Origin of the sequence: Gordonia sp. WA4-43 (assembly GCF_020520305.1) — a bacterium.
Taxonomy (GTDB): Bacteria; Actinomycetota; Actinomycetes; order Mycobacteriales; family Mycobacteriaceae; genus Gordonia; species Gordonia hongkongensis.
Genome location: NZ_CP084736.1, coordinates 3,625,988 through 3,647,047 on the forward strand (window position 1 = coordinate 3,625,988; position 21,060 = coordinate 3,647,047).

Below are 21,060 nucleotides of genomic sequence, written 5' to 3' on the forward strand. Positions count from 1 at the left end.
TGTTGTTTGGGTTAACGACAATGTATGTTGTCATGCTGTGTCGGCAAAATCGATTGATGGTCCACGAAAGGGCCCGCCCCGGTCGCTCACCGCTGCGGAGGCCGAGAGCTGGATGAACCTCGTCGACGGCGGCTGGGCGCTCTTCGCCCGCGTCAACGACGAGTTCGCGAGACGAGGACTCTCCGTTTCCGATCTGCGCATTCTCGAAGCGGTCTGTACCAATCGGCAGTTGAGCGTCAGCGAGGTCGCCGACGCCGTGCACATGCGGATCAGCACGGTGTCGCGCATGATTGGCCGGCTCAGCGACGACGGCAACATCCACCGGTTCGAGTCGAAGGCCGACGGCCGACACCGACTCGTGCGTCTGACCGATCACGGTCTGCGCACCCTCGCCGACCATGTGAGCGTCCGAGACCAAGTGATCCGGCAGTTCGTCGTCGACGCGATGACCCCGGAGGAGTTCGCCGCCCTCGGCGTCGCGTTCCGCAAGATCCGGGAGGCCCTCGACGCCGCAGAGTCTGCATCTTCCGACTGAGCCCCCGCTCAGTCCGCGACGCTCAGCAGTACCTTCCCGACCACGTCACCGCTGTTGAGATGGTCGTGCGCGGCGCCGGCGTCGGCGAGCGGTAACACGCGATCGACGACGGGTACGACCGTCCCGGCCTCGATCAACGGCCAGGTGCGGGTCAGTGTCGACGCCACGACCTCGGCCTTGCCGCCCGGACCGTGGACGGGCCGGGCGCGCAGCGTCGTACCCATCACCGACAGCCGCTTGGCCAGCAGATGCCCGAGGTTGATCTCGGTCGTCGTGCCGCCCTGCATGCCGATGATGACGAGGCGCCCGTCGGTACGCAGCGCCTTCAGGTTCGACTTCAGGTACTTCGCGCCGATGATGTCGAGGATCACGTCGGCGCCGCCGGCGTCCCGGAGGATCTCGGCGAAGTCCTGGCTCGAGTAGTCGATGAGGATGTCGGCGCCGAACTCGCGGCAGCGCTCGAGCTTGTCCTGCGTGCGGGCGGTCACCGCGACGCGAGCGCCCATCGCGTGTGCGATCTGGGTGGCGTGGGTGCCGATGCCACTAGACCCGCCGTGGATCAGCAGGAGCTCGCCGGTGGTCAGGTGCGCGGTGTCGAAGATGTTCGACGACACGGTGCACGCCACCTCGGGCAGCGCCGCCGCCGACACCAGGTCGACGCCCTTGGGTACCGCGAGGACCTGCTCGACCGGAACCGCCACCTTCTCCGCGTAACCGCCGCCGGCGAGCAGCGCGCACACCTCGTCGCCCTCCGACCAGCCGCTGACCCCGTCGCCGAGGGCCGAGATCCGCCCCGAGACCTCGAGTCCGAGGGTGTCCGACGCACCGGGTGGCGGGGGATAGTTGCCCGCACGTTGGAGGATGTCGGCGCGATTCACGCCGGCCGCGACCACATCGATCACGACCTCGCCGGACGCGGGAGTCGGGTCGGGCACATCGGACAGGGACAGGTTCTCTGATTCGACGACGATGGCTTTCACCTCTTCAATGGTGTCACAGCGCACCGCAGTGCCAGGCGAGGTCCGGTCCGGCGTTCGTGTGTAACCTTGCTCGTCAGGGAAGCGTGGCAGAGCGGCCGAATGCACTCGCCTTGAAAGCGAGCGTGGGTAAAACCACCGGGGGTTCAAATCCCTCCGCTTCCGCCAGAGGTGTTACTTGTTTGCGCAGGCAAGCCAGCCGCCTGAGTCCGCGCCACCCGTGCCCTGACTGCTCGACGCCGGCAGATGCCTGACGGTCTGCGGCGTTGACGACGGCCTTCAGATCGTCGTCTAGTGGATGACCTGCATCAGGGTGTTTGAGCAACAGTCTCTGTGGCGACCGTCGATGCGGCCCGCGAGTTGGCCTCACCTCACTGCATCGGTGCTCGACGGACCCGCTTTCCAGGGCTGCGGTGAACCTTGAAATTGACGGGGCCAATTTCAAGGTTAGTGCGTTAACCTTGAAATCACATCGTTGGTTTTCAAGGTTGGATCACCCAGTGGATCTCGAGAGATTGAGAAACAGCCCGGTCGGGGAGCTAGTGCCCATCAGGGGTTACGACCCTCGGTTCAACGAGGAGTACGAGTACTTCGGCTACGTCCCCAACAGACTGCCTGCGGGTTTCGAGTTGCAGGCGTCGACGTACTCGGTCGTTGTCGAAGCGACCGCAGCGCTCGCCCGAGCAGATCAGGCTTCTTCGCTGCTCCCCAATCCCACACTGCTGGCGCGGCCGGCGACGCGCCGCGAGGCAGTCAGCACGTCGGCTCTAGAAGGGACTTACGCGGCTCTGTCGGACGTGTTCGAGGCGGACTTCCTTGACAACGACGAGATGACCAGCTCAGTCAGTGAAGTTCGAAACTACGTAACCGCAGCGGAGCGCGCTTACGAGATGATCGGTCAAGGCCGATCGATCTCCATCCGAATGCTCGAAGACCTGCAAGCTGAACTACTCCGAGGCACACCCAGTGACGGTGCACACGCCGGTAGCGTGCGCACCTCTCAGGTCTTCATAGGTGTCGGCAACCGGCGTGTGGATTCGGCCCGCTTCGTTCCGCCTCCAGCGGACCATCGTTTGACCGATGGCTTGGAAGCGTGGCAAGCGTGGATACGCGAGGTCAACGACGTGCCCACGATCATCCGTGTTGCTGTGTCTCACTACCAGTTTGAGACGCTCCACCCGTTTCACGACGGAAACGGTCGCTTGGGTCGGCTCGTCGCGACTTTGCAGCTCATGTGCGCGGGCGAGTTGCGATACCCCATTCTGAACTTGTCTCCATGGCTAGTGCAGAGGCGCTCTGAGTATCAAGAAGGATTGCTTCGCGTGTCACAGACGGGGGACTGGGACACGTGGATTTGCTTTATGTCTGCAGCAATTCACGCCGAGGCTCTCGAGGTTGTGGCCCGAGTCGATCGGCTACTCGCCCTGCGCGAGAGCTTCCAGCTGACACTGCGCGGGTCGAAGGGCGTCGCACTGCGTATCGCTGACGACTTGGTGGGGTACCCAATGATCACGGCCACCCTCGCTTCGAAGTTGTACGGGGTTTCGTACCAAGCAGCGAACTCTGCGATAGCGAAGTTAGTGGACCTGAAAATTCTTCGACAGCGTACCGCTGGTCGGTACGACCGGATCTTTCAGTGCGATGCTGTCCTGACTGCCCTGGAGTACTGAGCGACGCCGAGGCCAGAGGAGAATGATGACGAGCACCGGTGGATTCACGGTTGCGTCGTTCAACGTCAACGGGATCCGCGCCGCGCGCCGTCGGGGGTTCGACGCCTGGCTCGCCGGACGGCAGCCCGACGTGGTCGGACTACAGGAACTGCGGTGTGGCATCGACGACGTCGGCGAGTTCGACGGTTACCACGCAGCGGTCGACGTCGGCTCCATCGCGGGACGTAACGGCGTCGCGGTGCTCACCAGAAACGAGCCGGCCGCGGTGCGCACCTGGCTGACCCATCCGCCGAAGGCTCGCGGGCTGCCCGCCTTCGCTCACGAGGGTCGCTACGTCGAGGTCGACCTCGCCGATCGTCCACTGACCGTCGCCAGTCTGTATCTGCCCAAGGGCGGACTCCCAGTCGAGTTGCAGCGCCCCGGCTCGATGCGGGAGGCGCCCGACGGCGGCGCCAAACACGCACGCAAGCAACGCTTTCTGGCCGGGTTCACCCGTGAACTCGAGCGCAACCGGCTCGCCGCCCGCCGCGCCGGCCGGGAGTTCCTGCTCCTCTGCGACCTCAACGTGGCACACCTCGAACACGACGTCACCAACTGGCGCGCGGCCCGCAAGATGGAGGGCTTCCTGCCCGAGGAACGCGCCTGGTTCGGCGAGATCACCGGCCCGCGCCGGCTGGTGGACGTCGTACGCGCCCTGCACGGTGACCGTCCCGGACCGCTCACCTGGTGGAGCTGGGCGGGGGAGTCGTTCGTCAAGGACGTCGGGTGGCGCATCGACCACCAGCTCGCCTCGCCCGCGCTTGCCCGGCGGGCGCGCTCGGTGGTGGTCGACAGAAGGCGTCGCCGGACCTTCGGCTGTCCGATCACGCCCCGCTGGTTGTCGAGTACGCCGAGCTGTGATCCGGGGTCGCGACTTCCGCGTCACGTGAATGGTGGTTGTCGCCGGGTGGTTTCGACTCGGCGCCTCGCTGGCGCTCGGTGCCGGCTCAACCAGCGGGTGGGCGGCGTGACCAGCGGTTGTCGCCGGGTGGTTTCGACTCGGCGCCTCGCTGGCGCTCGGTGCCGGCTCAACCAGCGGGTGGGCGGCGTGACCAGCGGTTGTCGCCGGGTGGTTTCGACTCGGCGCCTCGCTGGCGCTCGGTGCCGGCTCAACCAGCGGGTGGGCGGCGTGACCAGCGGTTGTCGCCGGGTGGCTTCGACTCGGCGCCTCGCTGGCGCTCGGTGCCGGCTCAACCGGCGGGTGGGCGGCGTGACCAGCGGTTGTCGCCGAGTGGCTTCGACTCGGCGCCTCGCTGGCGCTCGGTGCCGGCTCGACCAGCGGTGGTTGCGGTTGCGGCTGCGGCTCGACCAGCGGTGGTTGTGGCTCACGCGACCGTCAGCACCGCGCGGAGGTACTCCCACTCCATCCGTCCGTCGGTGAGATAGCGGTCGGCGTGGGCGGCGATGGCGGCGTCGAGTTCGTCGACGCGCGCGGGGTCGTCACCGACGTTGCGGTACGCCATGATGGTCGGTCCGTAGTGCGCCTTGAAGAAGTCGCGGAACGCCACGCCGTCGTTGAACTCGCTGATCTCGACGGTTTCGGTGACGAACTCGTGGTCGGTGACAGCGGAACCGAACAGCGACCGCACGTGTTCGGCGTCGCCCCAGAGCGGCCCCGGCTGCGCACCGGGCGGCGGTGGCGGGGCGTACGGCTTCATCACCGCGAACAACTCACCGATGAATCCCGTTGGAGTCCAGTTGATCAGGTCGATCCGTCCGCCGGGACGCACGACTCGCACGAGTTCGTCGGCGCACTTCTGGTGATTCGGCGCGAACATGACGCCCACGCACGACGTCGCGATGTCGAAGTCGTCATCGTCGAACGGGAGATCTTCGGCGTCGGCGGTGCGCCAGGTGATCGGCAGGTCGCGGTGCCGGGCTTCGCCCACGGACAGGAGCTCGGGCGTGAGGTCGCTGGCGACGACGTGCCCGCCGGCTTCGGCCGCGGGTACGGCGACGTTGCCCGCGCCGGCGGCGACGTCGAGGAGTTTGTCCCCGGCGGTGATGTGCAATGCGTCGACGAGGCGTCGGCCCAGCGGCGCGATGAGGTCGGCGACGGCGGGATAGTCGCCCGACGCCCACAGCTTGCGGTGGCGGGCCTTGATCTCGGCGTCGAACGGGGTGGGGTGGGTCGTGGTCATGATGGCGGTCCCTCGAAGTCGTCGAATGGTGGTCGTCCGTGACCGGACACAACGAGCATCCGACGAAGTCCGACCCGTCCTCTAGACCAACATCTGTACTGGCGGCAGTTCAGTTTCTGTACTGGTCATCAGCCGGCGACGGGTGTGTACTGGGTCGGGGGAGGTTTCGACACGGCGCCTCGCTTCGCTCGGGGCCGGCTCAACCAGCAAGAGGCGGCGCCTCGCTTCGCTCGGTGCCGGCTCAACCAGCAAGAGGCGGCGCCGGCTCGACCAGCAGTGGGGAGGCTGCGATGACATCGTATGGACAGTTCTGTCCGGTGGCCAAGGCGATGGAGTTGCTCGACGAGCGCTGGACGATTCTCATCGTCCGCGAACTGCTCTTGGGCAGTCGGCATTTCAACGAGTTGCGACGCGGGGTGCCGAAGATGTCGCCGGCTCTGCTCACCAAGCGCCTACGCAGTCTGGAACGTGCCGGGGTGATCAACCGCAGCGTTGTCGGCGGTCGTTCGGTGTACACGTTGACGACGATGGGTGAGGAGCTCACCACGGTCGTAGAGGCATTGAGCGCGTGGGGTATCCGCTGGATCGGCGAGCTGGGCGACGCCGACCTCGACCCGCATCTGCTGATGTGGGACATGCACCGCACCGTCCCGATCGACCGGTGGCCGCGACGACGCACCATGGTGCAGTTCGTCTTTCGCGATGTCATCGGCAAGGCGAGCACCTGGTGGCTGGTCGTCGCGGGTGGTGAGGCGCAGGTGTGCGACTTCAACCCCGGTTACGAACTCGACGCCACCGTGATGACCGATCTGCGTACTCTCACCGAGATCTGGCGGGGCGACATCGACTGGCGTCTCGCGCTCGCCGCCGACCGCGTCGAGATCCACGGTGCCGCGGAGGTGGCACGAGACGTGCCGTCGTGGATCGGACAGAGCCTCTCGTCGGCGGTCCCGCGACCGGCGTGAGCGCCGCGGGCACCGTCAGGCGATGTCCCGGCGGAACGTCGTGTACCGACCGATGACCGCGAACGCGGCGATGTAGGCGAGCATGACTAGGGCGCCGGCCCATTGCGGGAGCAGGTCGTCACTGCCACCACCCATCGTGGCGAAGAAGCTGGAGCCGACGAGGGCGTCGGCAGCCGACCCGGGCAGGAACTTCGACACCGACGACGTGACGTCGAAGGTCGCCAGCGCGATGCGTGCGATCGGTTCCACGAGCTGGGTGAAGGCCAGCAGGATCACGATCGCGGCGACCTGGTTGGACACCACAGCGCCGAACGCCACCCCCATCGCGGTCCACAGCACCATCACCAGCATCGACAGGCCGATCACCTCGAGGGTGGAGCTGTCGCCGAGGAATGCGCCGTCCCCGACCGTCGCGAGGATCGGTGCCGCCGTCGCGACGACCGCGAGAGTGCCGAGGACGCCGTAGAGGAGTCCCATCGGGATGCCGGCGATCAGTTTGGCCACCAACAGGATTCCGCGTCGCGGTTCGACGAGCAGGCTCGCCGTGATGGTCTTGTGCCGGAACTCCCCGGTCACCGCGAGGCTGCCGATCACCAGGGCGAACACGTAACCGATCGGGCTGGTGAGGGCGTAGATCGAGCGGGCCAGATCGGCGCCGACGAGCGTCGTGGGTTGTTGCATGGCATTCTCGGTCGTCATCGAGAACGCCAGTGCCGCACCGATGAACCCGAGATAGGCGACCATGGCGATGAGCAGGACCCACCACATCCGCGTGGAGGTGAACTTGCGGTACTCGGCGATCAGGGCGGCCCTCATCGGACTGCCCCCGGCGACGTCGGTGCCCCGTTCGGGCCGGGATCGGCTGACCCGCCGGCGAAATGACTGGTCGGTGCGTCCGAAGACTTCGTGAGATGCAGGAAGACCGCCTCGAGGTCGGCGCCGACGTCGGCGAGTTGGTGGAGTTCGATGCCCGCGGTGAAGGCGGCCGTCCCGACCGTGGCCGCGCTCACGCCGGGCACCCGGAAACCGTCGTGCGTGTCCTCGAGGTTCCACCCGCGCTCGCCCGCGAGCGCGACGAACGACGCCCGTGACGGCGTCCGCACGACGACCGCGTGCTCGGCCAGCGCCTCGAAGTCGGCGAGCGTGGAGGCCCGGACCAGTTTGCCGTTGCCGATCACCACCACGTCGTCGACGGTGCTCCGCACCTCGGCGAGCACGTGGCTGGAGACCAGGACCGTCCGTCCCTCGTGGGCGAGCGACCGCAGCAGCCCGCGCAGCCACACGATGCCCTGGGGGTCGAGACCGTTGGCCGGTTCGTCGAGCAGGATGATCTGCGGATCGCCGAGCAGCGCGGTGGCCAGGCCGAGGCGCTGCCGCATGCCCATCGAGTAACCGCCGACGCGGCGGTCCGCGGCCTGGGCGAGTCCGACGAAGTCGAGCACTTCCCGGCACCGCGACGTCGGGACCCCGACCTGCGGGGCGAGTGCATTCAGATGACCGAGTCCGGTGCGCCCGGGGTGGAAGCTCGACGCCTCCAGTGCCGCGCCGACGTGCTGTGCGGGTCGCGGGATCTCCCGGAACGGGCGGTCGCCGATGAGTGCCCGGCCGGCGGTCGGTTCGACCAGGCCCAGGAGCATCCGCAGGGTCGTGGTCTTACCCGAACCGTTCGGTCCGAGGAACCCGGTGACGCGACCGGGGGCAACGGTGAACGACAGGTCGTCGACCGCGGTCAGGCTGCCGAATCGCTTGGTGAGACCGTCGATCGTGATCGCGGGTGACTCCATCGGTGCCTTCCGTCGGTGGGCTGGCCCATACGCTATCAAACGCGCACGTGGTCAACCGCTTTCATGTCGAAACCCGCCGTGTACGAGTCACACCCGTTGCGGGACAACACATCCGACGACGCGGTCACAACCAGTCGCGTTTGCGGAACGACAGATAGAGGCCGACGACCACGACGAGGATCAGCGTCGTGCTGGTGATGAAGCCGAGTAGTCGGTCGAAACCGGGGAACGGAACGTTCTGCCCGTAGAAGCCGGTGATGGCCGTCGGCACGGCGATGATCGCGGCCCACGCGGTCAGCTTCTTCATGACGGTGTTGAGTCGCGCGTCGGCGAGGGTCAGGTTGGTCTCGAAGACGGTGGTGATCATGTCCCGCAACGATTCCGTCCACTCCGACGCCCGGAGCGCGTGGTCGTAGAGATCGGAGAAATGCGGGTCGAGCTCCGGTGGCGCGTGGTTGTCGAACCGCCGTCGTTGGATGCCGGCGATCACCTCGCGCATCGGCAGGACCACCCGTCGCAGGACGACGAGGTCCTTGCGCAGGTCGTAGGTTCGGCGCTGCAGTTCGCGGCCGGGGATGCGCTCGTCGAACAGCAGTGCCTCGAGGTCCTCGATCTCGTCGTCGAGGCGTTGCACGGCGTCGAAGTGCCCGTCGACGACGACATCGAGCAGTCCGTGCACGAGCGCGCCGATCCCGTACTGCGTGGCGCCGCTGTCCGACCAACGCCGCATGACCTCGTCGATGTCGAGCGCCGGGGTCGGTCGCACGGTGATGAGTGCGTTGCGCTTGACGAAGATCGAGATGCGGTGCAGGTCGAACATCCGCGCCCGACCGCTCGCGGAGGCGCGGAAGTCGGTGGCCGCGGAGCCGTCGTCATCGTCGTCGTCCCGGTCGTCGGCCGGCGACTCGCCGTCGTGCAGCGACACCGCGTAGACCATCACGAAGGTGTGCCCGGTGTAGGTGACGGTCTTGACCCGTTCGGCCGCCGCGACCGTGTCCTCGATCGCGAACGGGTCGAGGTCGAGTTCGGCCGCCAACCGGGACAGGGTCTCGTGGGTGGGGCATTCCAGATCCGCCCAGATCAACTTCTCCGGATTGTCGAGACAGGTGGAGATCTCCTCGAGGTCGAAGCCGTCCACCGGGTCGCCGTTCCGCCAGATCTGACCACGGATGCGTTCGACGCCGCGAGGTCCCGACACATCCGAGGGAACTGTCATGTGGCCATCGTGACACCGGTGGGGGTGTTCCGTCGGTGCGACAGGCAGGCGAGATGTCGACCACACCGGGTGGTCGTCGCCCGCGGGTAGCATCGAAATCGGTGTCTGTGGACGGGCGCGGACACCGATTCTCCAGGTAAGGCGGCGGCATGGTCGACAGCAGTTCCCGCGGACATCGCTTGATGCCCGCGCGCACGAGCGAACAGATCCGCGAGTGGTGCGATCGTTCGGCGGTACCGGGCGAGCGGCGCGAACTGTCGGACACCGCGGCGCTGCTCATCGCCTCCGGATACCTCACCCCGGGTGGTCGTGCGATCGTGGTGCGCAGGATCTCCACCGGTCGGCCGATGCCGTCCATGTCTGCGGGTTTCGGCGATCTGCGCCGCTTGCAGCGCGCGATCGTCCAGATCGAACACCAGTTGTCGAGCCCGGTGGTGCCCGGTGTGGTCGCGGCCGTGATGCGCAACCGGCTCAACGGCCTGCAACGACGCCGCGAGGACGCACGCAAGCAGATCGTCGCCGGTAAGGGTGTGTTCGCGTCGGGGACCCGGGCGATCCGACGCGAGCGGCGGGAGAACGTCTATCTCGAGATCGAGGAACGAGACCGGTTGTTCGCCGGGCTGCTGTGCACTCCGACCCCCAACGTCAACGCGTCGAGCTATGTCCGTCGCGCCGGCACCGCCGCGTTCGACCGGATCGCCGGCGTGGTGGGGCAGGTCGCCGCGAAGTCGGGCAACTCGCAGGCGGGGCAGTGGGCGGACCAGTTCCTGTCGGGCGTGCGCGAGGCGCCGGGCGGAGCGACTCAGACCGGCGCCCCCCGCACCGCGGCGTTCGTCGACGGCTACGAGACGCTGCTGTTCATCACCGGTCACTACTACGACCGCATCCTCGGCAACCCCGCCTGGCGCTCCGACCATTTCGAGGTCCAGCGCACCCAGGTGAACCTGCACGCCGAGGTCGCCGAGATCGCCGCCGACGTCATCGCGTTGCGGGCGGTACGCATCGACCTCGACCGGGCCAAGCGCAACGGCGGCTTCGACCGCACCTTCGCCGCGCAGATCGATCAGCGTGAGACGACACTGCGACCGGTGTGGACCGAACTCATCGACCGTGTCCAGGCGCTCGGCGAGGTCGCGCATGTCGTCGAATCCGCGGCCGTCGAGCTGCAGGTCCTCGCCGAGTACAACAAAGCGGCGACCCTGGACGACCGCATCGACGCGTTGATCGCGCGGTCGGGCGACCGCGAGATCTCCGTCGACAACGCCAAACGGCTCACCGAACAGGTCCGCAGCGGCGAAGAGCAGTTGCGCATCTATCGAGATGTGTTGCAGGGCAACATCGCGCGGATCTCGCCGGCGGTGCCCCGCGAGTTACCCGCCCGCTACGAGCCGTCGTGACCACGTGCTGAGGTAGTCCTTCTCGGTGGGGGACAGCCGCCGCAGGGTGTGCTTCTCGATGTCGACGACGGCCATCTGCGTGCTCGCGACGCACGCCGGCCGACTGGCGTCGTCGGCATCGCCGCTGCGGATCTCGTAGCCGATGGTGAAGTCCACCGAACGGAAACCCTTGATCCACATCCCGATTCGCAGCGGCGAGTCGTCGTGACGCAGCTGGGCCTGGTATCGGATGTCGACGTGCACGATCATCGCGCTGGTGATCAGCGGGGCGTAGTCCTCGCCGGCGCTCAACAGCCACGCGATGCGCGCCTCCTCCATCAGCGTGACCATCCGCGCGTGGTTGATGTGTCCGAACGCGTCCATGTCCCGACCAGCGCACCCCGACCTCGGCGACGAAGGCGAAGTCATTCGGACCGAGTCCCGTGGTCGACGGTGGCTCGTGCCGCTCGGAACGCGCGTGATGAGCAGAAGGTGAAGTGGGCATCGTCGACTTTCCTCGGAGGTCCCGGTGCCCGTGAGATGCCGTGGTCACGACCTTCCACTCGGCTGAACGCCGGGTAGTCTGTGAGTCTAGATGTCCGCGTCGGGCCGATCCGGTCGGCGCGGACTCGCACGTGGTGACACGACGAGGTCCCGGGTGCACTCCGGGGGGATTGTCGGTGAGGGAGTTGGCGAGATGTCGAGGCGATTGATCGCGGGTCTGATGTGCCTGATGGTGGGGATTCTGTCGACCCCGGCCATCGCCGACGCCGCTCCCAAACAGGTGGCGCGCATCGCCAAATCCGAGAAGCTGAGTGCGCTGCGTACCGACATCTGGGTCTTCTCACCGGCGATGAACGAGCGGATCAAGCTGTCGGTACTCACCCCGGTCGACGGATCGACGCCGCGGTCGACGGTCTACATGCTCGACGGCGCCGGCGCCGAGGGCGAGGTCAGCGACTGGATCACGAAGGGTCGCGCCGGACGCTTCTTCGCCGACAAGAACGTCAACGTCGTACTCCCCACCGGAGGAAAGGGCACCTTCTACACCGACTGGCAGAAGAAGGACGCCGCGCTCGGCAAGCCGATGTGGGAGACGTTCCTCACCAAGGAGCTGCCGCCGCTGATCGACGAACGGTTCGACGGCAACGGCCGCAACGCGGTCATCGGGCTGTCGATGGGTGGGCAGGCCGCGTTCTCCCTGGCCATCCGGCACCCGGAGATGTACACCGGCGTCGCCTCGCTCAGCGGCTGCCCGCCGGTGTCCGGTCCGGTCAACGAGGCCTACGTCCGTACGACGGTCGGTCGCGACGGCGGCGACGCCACCAACATGTGGGGCCCGTTCGGCTCCGCTGGCTGGCGCGCACACGACCCGAGCCTTCATCTCGACCGGTTGCGCGGGAAGAACATCTTCATCGCCGCCGGTTCGGGAGCCATCGGCCCCCTCGACCTCCAGCGTCAGATCGAGCCGGACGAGGGGCCGCGCGACGTCGTGACGGCATCCTCGTCGGCGCTCGAACTGGGTGCCTACCGCTGTTCGCTCGGGTTCGCCATCACGATGCGTGCCGCGGGGGTGCCCTACACCGACGGTTTCCGCCTCATCGGAACCCACACGTGGGCGTACTGGGAGCGCGACCTCGCGGCCCTGTGGCCGACCATCGGCCGGGGGCTCTGACCGGCTCGGGGTCCAGGATCAGCTCCGGGGACCGTCCCAGCTCTCGGCGAACCGCAGGAACACGTCGTCCTCGGCGGCGTTGGTGACGGTCACCCGCACGCCGTCGCCGTCGAACGGGCGGACCACCACCCCGGCGTCGACGCAGGCGCGCGCGAAGTCCATCGACGCCGCTCCCAGGTCGAGCCACACGAAGTTGGCTTGCGAATCGGGGACCCGGTAGCCCGCGTCGCGCAGTCGTGCGGTGACGCGGGCCCGTTCGGCGACGACCGCGTCGGTGCGGGCCAGCAACTGGTCCCCGGCGTCGAGGCTGGCGAGCGCGGCGGCCTGGGCGACGCTGCTGACCGAGAACGGCACATGGACCTTGCCGAGGGCGGTGATGACCTCCGGATCGGCGATCGCGTAACCCACGCGCAGCCCGGCCAGCCCGTACGCCTTCGAGAAGGTGCGCAGCACCACGAGGTTGCGGAACTCGCGTCGGAGTTCGAGTGCGTCGTACGCCTGACTCGACGGCAAGCGCAGGTATTCGAAGTACGCCTCGTCGAGAGCGACGATGACGTCGGACGGCACGTTCTGCAGGAACTCCCGCAGGTCGGCTGCCTCGACCACGGTCCCGGTCGGGTTGTTCGGATTGCACACGAAGATCAGCCGCGTGCGGTCGGTGATCGCGTCGGCCATCGCGCGCAGGTCGTAGGTCAGATCGCCGGTGAGCGGGACCTGGACCGGTGTCGCGCCCGCGACGCGCGTCGCCAGGGGATAGGTCTCGAAGGACCGCCACCCGAAGACCACCTCGTCGCCCGGTCCGCTGGTGACGAGGATGAGGTTCTGGCAGAGGATGACCGACCCGCATCCCACCTGGACCTCGTCTTCGGTGACCCCGAGGCTCTTGGCCAGCGCTGCGGTCAGCTCCACCATCCCGTTGTCGGGGTAGCGGTTCACGGCTGCGGCCGCCGCGCCGATCGCCTCGACGACGCTCGGCAGCGGACCTTCGGTGACCTCGTTGCTGGCGAGCTTCACCGCTCCCGGAAACGTCTTGCCCGGTACGTATACGGGAAGGTCGTCCAGGTCGGGGCGGATTCGCAGGCTCACCCGACCAATGTAGGCCGCGACCCCGATGAGGCAGAAACCGGCTCTGACCAACCGGTTTGCTTGTGGACGCGAAGGGTGTGTAACCTTTCGACTCGGCAGTTCGAAAGGACTCCGCCAAGGAGGCGTGCCAGAGCGGCCGAATGGGACTCACTGCTAATGAGTTGTCTCGCTAAAACGGGACCGGAGGTTCAAATCCTCTCGCCTCCGCCACCGCAGTCGGCCGACGGCGGTACAACTGAATAGCACGCGCCCGTAGCTCAACGGATAGAGCATCTGACTACGGATCAGAAGGTTTGGGGTTCGAATCCCTACGGGCGCACCCATCGTCGCCCTCCGGCCCAGGCTGGGGGGCGACGCCTGTTTCTAGCCACTTCACATCGAAGCCGGTCGCCAACGCCCACGCGTTGAGCACGACCTTCCGGGGAGCGTTCTTCCCCTTCTCGGCCGCCGACACGGTGTTACGTGAGACGCCCATGCGCTCGGCAAGTGACTGTTGCTCCAGTCCCGCTTCCTCGCGTGCGATCCGCAGTCGGTGTCGCAACGAAATTTCAGGGACCCGGCCTGATTCGTATGCAGTGGTCATGAGCCGGATACTATGCGCGACCGCGCAAACACGCAATACGCAAGTTCTGTGATGTCGTTGCACGCGTTCGCGCAAGAGCCTAGATTCGTGCGTATGCACGATCACGCTACGAAAACACTCTCGGCTTCAGCCGCCTCCAGCGAGTCCGGAATCCCAAAGCGAACGATCCTTTACGCCATCCAAACGCGCAAGCTTCGCGCCGAGAAACTGCCCGGCGTTGGCTACATCATCAAGCGCCGGGACTTCGAACGGTGGCGCGCGACCCGCGAGGCGGTGTCCGCGTGAGTGCCGAGGCCGCAGCGCTCCTCGAGCGTGTTCGTGCCCGCCGTGCCGCGGAGCCCGGTCTGGTCCCGTCGGGCCGGCCGTCGCCGTCTCAGGCCCGCCGTATCGCGGCCCTCATGTGGCCCGACGACTTCCACCCCACACACGACGAAGCCGGACGGTGATCGCGGGGGTCACCACAACCCCGTTTATGCGAGCCGTCCGGCCTCTAGTCACGTCGGAGAGTAACCAAGTGACGCACCCACGATACCGCAGCCGTTGCGCCTCGATCGTGATCTCGCCCCGCCCTGTTGGGCTGGCCCTTCATCCCTCCCTCCGCGAGGAGACCGCATGCCCCGATCTCGGATGTTCCTCGACGACTACCAGCGTTCCCAGCTGCGCGCCGAGGAGCAGGAGGCCTACGACGCCTGGATCGACGACCTCGCCGAGCGACGCGCTGACGACTTCGTTCCGGTCGACAACTTTGACCCGACCCCTTCCATCCACTGGTAACCCCACTACCCGAAAGGCGCACCCTGTGAACGGACCCGAGCACTACCGCGAAGCCGAACGTCTCCTCGAGGAGTCGCGCGACGATCGCTGCGACTACCAAGGAGCGCAGGTGCGAATTGTCGCCGCGCAGGTCCACGCAACTCTCGCGCTCGCCGCCGCGACTGCGCACGCCGGACTGATCGGCCACACCCTCGCCGCGTCACACGCGGTCAACGACCTCGCTCATGACGACGAGACGATCACCGCGGTCAACGACTGGCATGAGGTGGCGGCACGGTGAGCGACGACCGCGACCTCACGCGCGAGGAGATCGACGACCACCTCGACTGGCGTGGCGGCAACAATCAGGAGGCAGAACATGGGTGACCTACGAGTTCCCGAATCCGACGGGCTGCACGCCGACGTCTCGGAGGACGCCTACCACGGCGACCCCGGCTCGCTGTCGTCGTCGCAGGCCCGCACGATCCTCAAGCCCGGCGGGCCCGCGCTACTTCGCTACGCGCCCCGCAAGGAGAAGAAGGAGTGGGACTACGGCCACGTCGCCCACGAACTCATCCTCGGCAAGGGGCAGGGCATCGAGGTCGTCGACGCGCCGGACTGGCGCACCAAGGCCGCGAAGGAGCAGCGCGACAACGCGTACGCCGACGGCCGGGTCCCGATCCTGCGCAAGGACTACGTGCGCGCCGAAGGGCTGCGCGACGCCGTCCTGGCGAACCCGCTGGCCGCGGTGCTGTTCGAGGAAGGCGCGCCGGAGCAGTCGATCTACGCCCACGACCCCGACACCGGCGTACGCCTCCGCTGCCGTCCCGACTGGCACACCCGGGCCACCACGTTCGTCGACCTCAAGACCACCAACGACGCCGCGCGCTTCGAGAAGTCGATCGCCGAATACGGCTACCACCAGCAGGCGCCTTTCTACACCGACGTCGCCGAGCTCGCCGGCATCAAGATCGACTCGTTCTTCTTCGTCGCCGTCGAGAAAGAACCGCCCTACCTGATGGCGGTCGTCGAACTCACCCCCGCCGACATGGACCTCGGCCGACGCCTCAACCGCGCCGCTATCGACCTCTACGCCCACTGCCACCAGACCGACACCTGGCCCGGGCTCCCCGACGAAGTCGGAACCATCTCCCTCCCGCCCTGGGCGTACACCAACGCCGAAATCGCAATCGACCGAGCCCGCAACATGATTGGAGTCCCCGCATGACCAGCAACGAACTCGCCCACCAGAGCGACGACACCCTCTCGATCCTCCCCGCCCAGCGGCCGTCCGTCCCCGCCGCCATCGGCCAGCTCATGCAGCACGCCGAAGCGATGGGCGCGGCGAAGAAGCTCGCCGACGCCATGTGCTCGTCCGAACTCGTGCCCGCCATCTACCGGGGCAAGCCCGCCAACGGTGCCGCCGCCATCCTCTACGGCGGCGAACTCGGGCTCAACCCCATCCAGTCGCTGCAACAGATCTTCGTTGTCCACGGCCAGCCCGCGATCTACGCGCGGACGATGGTCGCCCTCGTGAAGTCGCACGGCTACGCGATCCAGACCGTCGAGTCGACAGACACCTCGGTCACCGTCCGCGCCGGGGACCCGCGCACCGGCGAGACCGAAGAGTCGACGTGGACCTACGACCGCGCCCGCCGCGCCGGCTACACCTCCAATAAGAAGTACGAGACCGACCCCCAGGCGATGCTCTACGCCAAGGCCGCGACCGAGGTCTGCCGCAAGATCGCGCCCCACGTCCTCCTCGGCATCGCCTACAGCCGTGAGGAACTCGAGCTGGAGCAGCCGCAGTACGTGCGCAACGAGGCCCAGACGACCACCGGCGCCGCGGGACTCCGCCAGCGTCTCGGCGCCCCGGTGTCGAAGCCCGCCGAGGACGTCGCCCCGGCCGAAGCCCCCGTCGCCGACGAGCCGCCCGCCAGCGACGAGCCTCCGACCGAGCAGAAGAAGCCCGCCCAGAAGCTCATCACCGCAGCCCAGTTGAAGCGCCTCCACGCGATGCTCGGCGAAGCCGGACTCGGCAACGACCGCGAAGGCGCACTGGCCTACATGAGCGACGTCGTCGAGCGCGAGCCCGGCAACGAGCTCACCACCTCCAAGGAACTCACCAGCGAGGAGGTGCAGAAGGTCTTCGAATCCCTCGAAAACGGCGGCCGGACAACCGATCAGTAACCCACGCACCACCCACCAACACACAACGAAGGAGCACCACACCCCATGACGAAAGTCACCAACATGAACGGCGACGGCGGCACGTCCGCTGGCATGTACAAGCACGCGTTCTCCGGAAGCCCCATCACCCAGTACGAGTTCCCGGGCGACCCGCGAGACCACCGCGGCGACGTGTACGTCTTCGAGGTCCGAGCCGAACTGACCAAGGTCGTGTCCGACCACGTGAAGGACGGCGACCGCGAGGTCATCGGCTGGAAGATCATCGATTCCAAGCCCGCCCGCCTGGTCGCGCGTGCCGACAACCAGGACCCGAACCAGACCAGCATCGACGACGTCCCACCGGCCGCCGACGACAACCTCGACTCCGACATCACCGAACCGGCCGCGAAGCCCAACGACGATCCCAAGCAGATCTTCTCGGCTGCCCCCTGATGGCCCGCCGCCCCAAGTGGGCGGCAGTCCGCGACGCCGAGGAGCTGGCCCACACCATCCGGGACTTCCACGCCCGCTGGGACCAGCTCCTCGCCTCCGGCTACACCGACCACCAGATCCGGGACATGACCCTCCCGCCGCCCGGCACAATCCCATTCCCCCCGAAGGACGCCCCCGCCGTGAAGGCCGCCGACATCCCCTACCCCCGCAACGCGTACCAGGCCGCCGGCCAAGCCGCCCGCGACGTCGACCGAATCACCTGCGACGTCCGCGACCTCGACCCCGCCGACGTGTGGCGCGAAGTCTCGCGATGGACACCCACCCGCCTCGCAGCCGCGTTCATCGCCGCCTGCGCCGCCCGCGACATCAACCGCGACATCGAGGACGACCTCGCCTGGACCGACCACCTCGACCCCACCACCACACGGAGAGAAGCATGACCACCGACGACACAACCACCGTCCCGCCCCACGACTGGGACGACACCGTCAGCACCCAGTTCCGGTGGCGGATGCCCGACAGCCGCCGCAGCTTCCGCGTCGAGGTCGACGAAGACGGCGGCGTCGAGTTCCTCACCGGCGAGGTATGGACCGTGCAGCACATCCGCGGGATCACCGCCGACGAAGCCCGCTGGCTCAGCGACATCTGGCCCAGCGTCCTCCGCACCATCGACTCGTATACCGGGGTCGAGTCAGTCGATCCTCGGTCCGAGTGATGGTGTCCGCGAGCGAGAAAGCCCGCCGCCAGATTCGCGTCGGCGAGCTCTCCGCGGCCGGCTACACCGCCGATGAGATCGCAGAGAAGCTCGGCGTCACCGATCGCACAGTCCAGCGTGACCGCACGGAGATGGGCATCGCCGCCGACCCTGTGGCGGCGACAGCGCGAGTCGAACGACACCGTCCCCGATGCGGCACAAGGAACGGGTACGCAGCACATCAGCGCCGCGGCGAGGAGCCGTGTGAACCATGTAGACGGGCTAGCGCCCAAGCTGCGACGGCTCAATATCACCGCACCCGCCAGACCACGCACACGAAGATCTCCCACGACCTGCTCCTGGCCCTGTACGACGCAGCACCCAGCCAAGTCCAGCTCCAAGCGCGCACAGAGCTCGGCGTCCGCCTTGACGCCATCAGTGAGCTGCGGCGGGCGGTGGCATCGTGACCGCGATCGAGAAGTGGCCGAAGGACCTCACCGGCCGGCCCGCCCGCTTCAACCCGGCCGCGATCACCGACCCCCTTATCCGCGAGGAATGGCGCCACCTCGCCGACTACGGCTGGGACGACACCCGCATCGCCCGCCGCCTCGGACTCGCCACCACCTCACTCACGAAGATGACCGAACGCCACCGACAACGCAACACGCCGAACCAAGACGGTAGGTAACAGTTAAATGATGCCACTTAGCATGAGGGACCATGAAGCCACCTAAGGTAGAGCCCCGGCTCATCGGGATACCAGACGCCGCACACTACCTCGGCATAGGCATATCCAGCGTCGAACGCCTCATCGACAACGGCACACTCCCGGTTGTCCGAATCGGAGGCGACGCTACCGGTCGGCGAGCTCGCAGGCTCCTCGATCGGGACGACCTCGACACCTACATCGACAACCAGAAGGCCACCTCGCATGGCTCGTGACTACGCCCAGATCCGACTCGATATCTGGACCGACGACGACTTTCGTCGGATATCCCCAGCCGCCCAACACCTCTACTTCGTCCTCCTCACCTCGCCCACGCTGTCCTACTGCGGCGTCGCCGACTGGCGTCCCGGACGTATCGCGGCTGTCTCTGCGGGCTGGTCTGCCGCCGGTGTCCGCATGGCCGCAGCCGAGCTCGTCGACGGACTGTTTATCGTCATCGACGAGGACACCGAGGAGGTCCTGGTGCGGTCGTTCGTCAAGCACGACGGACTGCTCCGCAACCCAAAGACGAGTGTGTCGATGGCGAATGCGTACGCCTCTGTGGCATCAAAAATGGTGCGGGGTGTGATCATTCATCAGCTCCAGCGGCTGCGCTCTACACAGCCCGATCTGAAGGCTTGGGACGTGTCCAAGGTGGTCGCCCTCCTCGATCGGGAGAGCATCGACCCGGCGGACTTGGTGGAGCGTTCCACCCTCGATTTACCCGAGGACTACCCCCAAGGATTACCCGTAGATTTACCCCAAGGTTTGGGGGAAGGTTTACCCCAAGCGTTACCCGTAGATTTGCCGGTCGGCTTCACTAAAACCCAGCCCGAAGGTTTGGGGGTCAACTCCCTACCAGCTCCTGCTCCAGCTCCTACAACCAGCTCCAATGGTGGTTACGTATCAGGGGAACGTCACCAGCACGTGACCCCCGACCCCAACGACCCCCCACCCCGAACCTGTCCCCGACATCCCGACGGCACCGACGCGCCATGCCGCGGCTGCGCCGCCGCCCGCCGCCAACGCGAAACCTGGGATCACGAACACGACCCCGAACGCCAAGCCGCCCGAGCCCGTGCCGAAGCCGAATCCGCCGCCGCACGCCACCACGCCGACACCCGCCTCGCCGAAGTCGACGCCTGCGACCTCTGCGACGACCACGGCTACCGCCGCGACCACCACGGACTCCGCGGCGGCATCTGTGACCACAACCCAGACCGCGACGCCATCAACGCCCGAGGCCGCGAACGCCTCGACGCCGTCCGAGCCCAGATGGCCGCAGCCAAAGCCGCCAAGGCCACACCCGAACCCGAGCAGGACCCTGAACCATGACCGGACTCACCGACGCCCAACGAGCCGCAGCACGCGAACGCCGCCGCGCCATCCACGCCTGCCGCCACTGCGACCCTTCCGGGTGGGTCATCGACTTCGACGGCCGCGCACGCCGCTGCCCGCACCCCGAAAACCAGGAAACAATTCAACTGGACCCCACAGAACCACGACACGAGCCACCATCCCGCCGCCCAGATCAACGCTGACGGCCAAACACCCACCCACCCGCACCCCAGTAACCCCCAAACCCACACAGACGCTCTCAGCCCCCAAACCACACCACACCCGGAGAGAACCTTGACAACAATCGTTGGCCTCGACTTAAGCCTCACGAGCACGGGCATCGCCCACATCGCCTACGACCCCGCAGACGGCCGCCACACCGTCGAACTCCAAACGATCACCAGCAGCCCCCGCGGAACCCGTACCCTCGCCGACCGAGCCGAACGCCTACGCCGACTCCGCGCCGCCATCGTCAACACCTGCCGCGGCGCCGACCTCGTCTGCGTCGAAGCGCCCGCATTCGCAGCCCGCGGCGCCAACGTCCACGACCTCAACGGCAACTGGTGGCTCGTCGTCGCCGGCCTCCACCACCTCGAGATCCCCGTCGCCGAAGTCGCACCCACGACCCTGAAGAAGTTCGCAGCCAGCTCCGGCGCGGCGAAGAAGGCCGACGTCGCCGCCGCGATCACCCGCATGTGGCCCGACGCCCACCCGCACGGCGACGACCAGTTCGACGCACTCGCGCTCGCCTCGATCGGACTGGTGCTGTCCGTGCCGCGGGTCACCGCCGACACCGTCGGGATGCCGTTCCGTGTCCTGGAACGACACCGGGAGGCGATCGCCAAGGTACTGTTACCGGCATCACCACGTAGGACACAGTTGGAGAGCAACCTATGACAG

At 67.1% G+C, this 21,060-nt stretch carries 25 protein-coding genes, 3 tRNA genes and 2 pseudogenes; 22 read left to right on the forward strand and 8 right to left on the reverse strand.

Going from position 1 to position 21,060, the window contains the following annotated elements:
* Nucleotides 1–112 precede the first annotated feature (112 nt).
* The gene (locus tag LEL84_RS16110; RefSeq protein WP_068971146.1) at nt 113–535 is read left to right on the forward strand and encodes a MarR family winged helix-turn-helix transcriptional regulator; all 423 of its coding nucleotides are present in this window, start codon (nt 113–115) and stop codon (nt 533–535) included.
* A gap of 8 nt (nt 536–543) precedes the next feature.
* Here LEL84_RS16110 and LEL84_RS16115 read toward each other — a convergent pair whose 3' ends face one another.
* Nucleotides 544–1,515, reverse strand: a complete 972-nt coding sequence (locus LEL84_RS16115; protein WP_068971145.1) for an NAD(P)H-quinone oxidoreductase — start codon at nt 1,513–1,515, stop codon at nt 544–546.
* 77 nt (nt 1,516–1,592) lie between these two features.
* Between LEL84_RS16115 and LEL84_RS16120 the strand changes: the two genes are divergently transcribed.
* The 3 genes and pseudogenes from LEL84_RS16120 (at nt 1,593) to LEL84_RS16130 (ending at nt 4,082) form a co-directional block, all read left to right on the forward strand.
* A tRNA-Ser gene (locus LEL84_RS16120) sits at nt 1,593–1,680 on the forward strand.
* 332 nt (nt 1,681–2,012) lie between these two features.
* Nucleotides 2,013–3,182, forward strand: coding sequence for a Fic family protein (locus LEL84_RS16125; protein WP_226512129.1), 1,170 nt, complete (start codon nt 2,013–2,015; stop codon nt 3,180–3,182).
* Between the two features lie 25 nt (nt 3,183–3,207).
* Nucleotides 3,208–4,082, forward strand: a pseudogene (locus LEL84_RS16130) (exodeoxyribonuclease III).
* 464 nt (nt 4,083–4,546) lie between these two features.
* Here the strand turns inward: LEL84_RS16130 and LEL84_RS16135 are convergent.
* On the reverse strand, nt 4,547–5,362 hold the full coding sequence (locus LEL84_RS16135) for a class I SAM-dependent methyltransferase (RefSeq protein WP_226512130.1): 816 nt from the start codon (nt 5,360–5,362) through the stop codon (nt 4,547–4,549).
* A gap of 290 nt (nt 5,363–5,652) precedes the next feature.
* On the opposite strand from LEL84_RS16135, the gene LEL84_RS16140 reads away from it, so the two are divergent.
* Nucleotides 5,653–6,327, forward strand: a complete 675-nt coding sequence (locus tag LEL84_RS16140; RefSeq protein ID WP_226512131.1) for a winged helix-turn-helix transcriptional regulator — start codon at nt 5,653–5,655, stop codon at nt 6,325–6,327.
* Nucleotides 6,328–6,342: 15 nt separating this feature from the next.
* Here the strand turns inward: LEL84_RS16140 and LEL84_RS16145 are convergent, their stop codons facing one another.
* The 3 genes from LEL84_RS16145 to LEL84_RS16155 form a co-directional block, all read right to left on the reverse strand.
* On the reverse strand, nt 6,343–7,143 hold the full coding sequence (locus LEL84_RS16145; protein ID WP_058250975.1) for an ABC transporter permease subunit: 801 nt from the start codon (nt 7,141–7,143) through the stop codon (nt 6,343–6,345).
* Entirely contained in the window at nt 7,140–8,111 is a 972-nt protein-coding gene (locus tag LEL84_RS16150) for an ABC transporter ATP-binding protein (protein WP_226512132.1), read from the reverse strand. The genes LEL84_RS16145 and LEL84_RS16150 overlap by 4 nt, the downstream gene beginning before the upstream one ends.
* 124 nt (nt 8,112–8,235) lie before the next feature.
* Nucleotides 8,236–9,327 carry a magnesium transporter CorA family protein gene (locus LEL84_RS16155; RefSeq protein WP_226512133.1) on the reverse strand — a complete coding sequence of 364 codons (1,092 nt, stop codon included), beginning with the start codon at nt 9,325–9,327 and terminating at the stop codon, nt 8,236–8,238.
* A gap of 149 nt (nt 9,328–9,476) precedes the next feature.
* On the opposite strand from LEL84_RS16155, the gene LEL84_RS16160 reads away from it, so the two are divergent.
* Nucleotides 9,477–10,724 (forward strand): hypothetical protein, encoded by a 1,248-nt coding sequence (locus LEL84_RS16160; RefSeq protein WP_226512134.1) that lies wholly within the window; start codon nt 9,477–9,479, stop codon nt 10,722–10,724.
* On the opposite strand, the pseudogene LEL84_RS16165 reads toward LEL84_RS16160, so the two are convergent.
* Nucleotides 10,698–11,208, reverse strand: a pseudogene (locus LEL84_RS16165) (acyl-CoA thioesterase). The gene LEL84_RS16160 and the pseudogene LEL84_RS16165 sit on opposite strands and share 27 nt — an antisense overlap.
* 192 nt (nt 11,209–11,400) lie before the next feature.
* Between LEL84_RS16165 and LEL84_RS16170 the strand changes: the two are divergent.
* Entirely contained in the window at nt 11,401–12,378 is a 978-nt protein-coding gene (locus tag LEL84_RS16170) for an alpha/beta hydrolase (protein WP_226512135.1), read from the forward strand.
* 18 nt (nt 12,379–12,396) lie between these two features.
* Here the strand turns inward: LEL84_RS16170 and hisC are convergent, their stop codons facing one another.
* Nucleotides 12,397–13,464, reverse strand: a complete 1,068-nt coding sequence (hisC, locus tag LEL84_RS16175) for a histidinol-phosphate transaminase (protein WP_226512136.1) — start codon at nt 13,462–13,464, stop codon at nt 12,397–12,399.
* Between the two features lie 118 nt (nt 13,465–13,582).
* On the opposite strand from hisC, the gene LEL84_RS16180 reads away from it, so the two are divergent.
* Nucleotides 13,583–13,674, forward strand: a tRNA-Ser gene (locus tag LEL84_RS16180).
* Between the two features lie 36 nt (nt 13,675–13,710).
* Nucleotides 13,711–13,783 (forward strand) — tRNA-Arg (locus LEL84_RS16185).
* Here the strand turns inward: LEL84_RS16185 and LEL84_RS16190 are convergent.
* Nucleotides 13,742–14,047: a helix-turn-helix transcriptional regulator gene (locus LEL84_RS16190; RefSeq protein WP_182374373.1), complete on the reverse strand. Its 306-nt coding sequence runs from the start codon at nt 14,045–14,047 to the stop codon at nt 13,742–13,744. The genes LEL84_RS16185 and LEL84_RS16190 overlap by 42 nt on opposite strands.
* Before the next feature lie 281 nt (nt 14,048–14,328).
* Between LEL84_RS16190 and LEL84_RS16195 the strand changes: the two genes are divergently transcribed.
* From LEL84_RS16195 to LEL84_RS16250, 13 genes are all read left to right on the forward strand, one after another.
* A complete protein-coding gene (locus tag LEL84_RS16195; protein ID WP_182373475.1) occupies nt 14,329–14,493 on the forward strand; it encodes a hypothetical protein in 165 nt (54 codons plus the stop codon).
* A 166-nt stretch (nt 14,494–14,659) separates the two neighbouring features.
* Nucleotides 14,660–14,821, forward strand: coding sequence for a hypothetical protein (locus LEL84_RS16200; protein ID WP_226512137.1), 162 nt, complete (start codon nt 14,660–14,662; stop codon nt 14,819–14,821).
* Nucleotides 14,822–14,846: 25 nt separating this feature from the next.
* Complete coding sequence (locus LEL84_RS16205) at nt 14,847–15,101, forward strand: hypothetical protein (RefSeq protein WP_226512138.1); 255 nt, start codon at nt 14,847–14,849, stop codon at nt 15,099–15,101.
* 78 nt (nt 15,102–15,179) lie between these two features.
* Nucleotides 15,180–16,028, forward strand: a complete 849-nt coding sequence (locus tag LEL84_RS16210) for a PD-(D/E)XK nuclease-like domain-containing protein (RefSeq protein WP_226512139.1) — start codon at nt 15,180–15,182, stop codon at nt 16,026–16,028.
* Nucleotides 16,025–16,990: a hypothetical protein gene (locus LEL84_RS16215; RefSeq protein WP_226512140.1), complete on the forward strand. Its 966-nt coding sequence runs from the start codon at nt 16,025–16,027 to the stop codon at nt 16,988–16,990. The genes LEL84_RS16210 and LEL84_RS16215 overlap by 4 nt, the downstream gene beginning before the upstream one ends.
* Before the next feature lie 45 nt (nt 16,991–17,035).
* A complete protein-coding gene (locus tag LEL84_RS16220; protein WP_226512141.1) occupies nt 17,036–17,422 on the forward strand; it encodes a hypothetical protein in 387 nt (128 codons plus the stop codon).
* The gene (locus tag LEL84_RS16225; protein WP_226512142.1) at nt 17,422–17,862 is read left to right on the forward strand and encodes a hypothetical protein; all 441 of its coding nucleotides are present in this window, start codon (nt 17,422–17,424) and stop codon (nt 17,860–17,862) included. Before LEL84_RS16220 ends, LEL84_RS16225 begins: the two co-directional genes overlap by 1 nt.
* The gene (locus LEL84_RS16230; protein ID WP_226512143.1) at nt 17,859–18,137 is read left to right on the forward strand and encodes a hypothetical protein; all 279 of its coding nucleotides are present in this window, start codon (nt 17,859–17,861) and stop codon (nt 18,135–18,137) included. Before LEL84_RS16225 ends, LEL84_RS16230 begins: the two co-directional genes overlap by 4 nt.
* Nucleotides 18,137–18,583, forward strand: a complete 447-nt coding sequence (locus LEL84_RS24930) for a helix-turn-helix domain-containing protein (protein ID WP_413466986.1) — start codon at nt 18,137–18,139, stop codon at nt 18,581–18,583. Before LEL84_RS16230 ends, LEL84_RS24930 begins: the two co-directional genes overlap by 1 nt.
* Nucleotides 18,580–18,804, forward strand: coding sequence for a hypothetical protein (locus tag LEL84_RS16235; protein ID WP_226512144.1), 225 nt, complete (start codon nt 18,580–18,582; stop codon nt 18,802–18,804). The genes LEL84_RS24930 and LEL84_RS16235 overlap by 4 nt, the downstream gene beginning before the upstream one ends.
* Nucleotides 18,805–18,836: 32 nt before the next feature.
* The gene (locus tag LEL84_RS16240; RefSeq protein ID WP_226512145.1) at nt 18,837–19,058 is read left to right on the forward strand and encodes a helix-turn-helix transcriptional regulator; all 222 of its coding nucleotides are present in this window, start codon (nt 18,837–18,839) and stop codon (nt 19,056–19,058) included.
* Nucleotides 19,048–20,157, forward strand: a complete 1,110-nt coding sequence (locus tag LEL84_RS16245; RefSeq protein WP_226512146.1) for a hypothetical protein — start codon at nt 19,048–19,050, stop codon at nt 20,155–20,157. Before LEL84_RS16240 ends, LEL84_RS16245 begins: the two co-directional genes overlap by 11 nt.
* A gap of 297 nt (nt 20,158–20,454) precedes the next feature.
* On the forward strand, nt 20,455–21,057 hold the full coding sequence (locus LEL84_RS16250) for a hypothetical protein (protein WP_226512147.1): 603 nt from the start codon (nt 20,455–20,457) through the stop codon (nt 21,055–21,057).
* Nucleotides 21,058–21,060: the final 3 nt, after the last annotated feature.

Bases quoted from the DNA above. Each gene is read 5' to 3' on its own strand.
- LEL84_RS16145 (WP_058250975.1), bottom strand. From the start codon at position 7,143: ATGAGGGCCGCCCTGATCGCCGAGTACCGCAAGTTCACCTCCACGCGG.
- LEL84_RS24930 (WP_413466986.1), top strand. From the start codon at position 18,137: ATGGTGTCCGCGAGCGAGAAAGCCCGCCGCCAGATTCGCGTCGGCGAG.
- LEL84_RS16110 (WP_068971146.1), top strand. From the start codon at position 113: ATGAACCTCGTCGACGGCGGCTGGGCGCTCTTCGCCCGCGTCAACGAC.
- LEL84_RS16220 (WP_226512141.1), top strand. From the start codon at position 17,036: ATGACGAAAGTCACCAACATGAACGGCGACGGCGGCACGTCCGCTGGC.
- LEL84_RS16240 (WP_226512145.1), top strand. From the start codon at position 18,837: ATGAAGCCACCTAAGGTAGAGCCCCGGCTCATCGGGATACCAGACGCC.
- LEL84_RS16155 (WP_226512133.1), bottom strand. From the start codon at position 9,327: ATGACAGTTCCCTCGGATGTGTCGGGACCTCGCGGCGTCGAACGCATC.
- LEL84_RS16170 (WP_226512135.1), top strand. From the start codon at position 11,401: ATGTCGAGGCGATTGATCGCGGGTCTGATGTGCCTGATGGTGGGGATT.
- LEL84_RS16245 (WP_226512146.1), top strand. From the start codon at position 19,048: ATGGCTCGTGACTACGCCCAGATCCGACTCGATATCTGGACCGACGAC.
- LEL84_RS16215 (WP_226512140.1), top strand. From the start codon at position 16,025: ATGACCAGCAACGAACTCGCCCACCAGAGCGACGACACCCTCTCGATC.
- LEL84_RS16230 (WP_226512143.1), top strand. From the start codon at position 17,859: ATGACCACCGACGACACAACCACCGTCCCGCCCCACGACTGGGACGAC.
- LEL84_RS16190 (WP_182374373.1), bottom strand. From the start codon at position 14,047: ATGACCACTGCATACGAATCAGGCCGGGTCCCTGAAATTTCGTTGCGA.
- LEL84_RS16135 (WP_226512130.1), bottom strand. From the start codon at position 5,362: ATGACCACGACCCACCCCACCCCGTTCGACGCCGAGATCAAGGCCCGC.
- LEL84_RS16150 (WP_226512132.1), bottom strand. From the start codon at position 8,111: ATGGAGTCACCCGCGATCACGATCGACGGTCTCACCAAGCGATTCGGC.
- LEL84_RS16160 (WP_226512134.1), top strand. From the start codon at position 9,477: ATGGTCGACAGCAGTTCCCGCGGACATCGCTTGATGCCCGCGCGCACG.
- LEL84_RS16200 (WP_226512137.1), top strand. From the start codon at position 14,660: ATGCCCCGATCTCGGATGTTCCTCGACGACTACCAGCGTTCCCAGCTG.
- LEL84_RS16140 (WP_226512131.1), top strand. From the start codon at position 5,653: ATGACATCGTATGGACAGTTCTGTCCGGTGGCCAAGGCGATGGAGTTG.
- LEL84_RS16210 (WP_226512139.1), top strand. From the start codon at position 15,180: ATGGGTGACCTACGAGTTCCCGAATCCGACGGGCTGCACGCCGACGTC.
- LEL84_RS16225 (WP_226512142.1), top strand. From the start codon at position 17,422: ATGGCCCGCCGCCCCAAGTGGGCGGCAGTCCGCGACGCCGAGGAGCTG.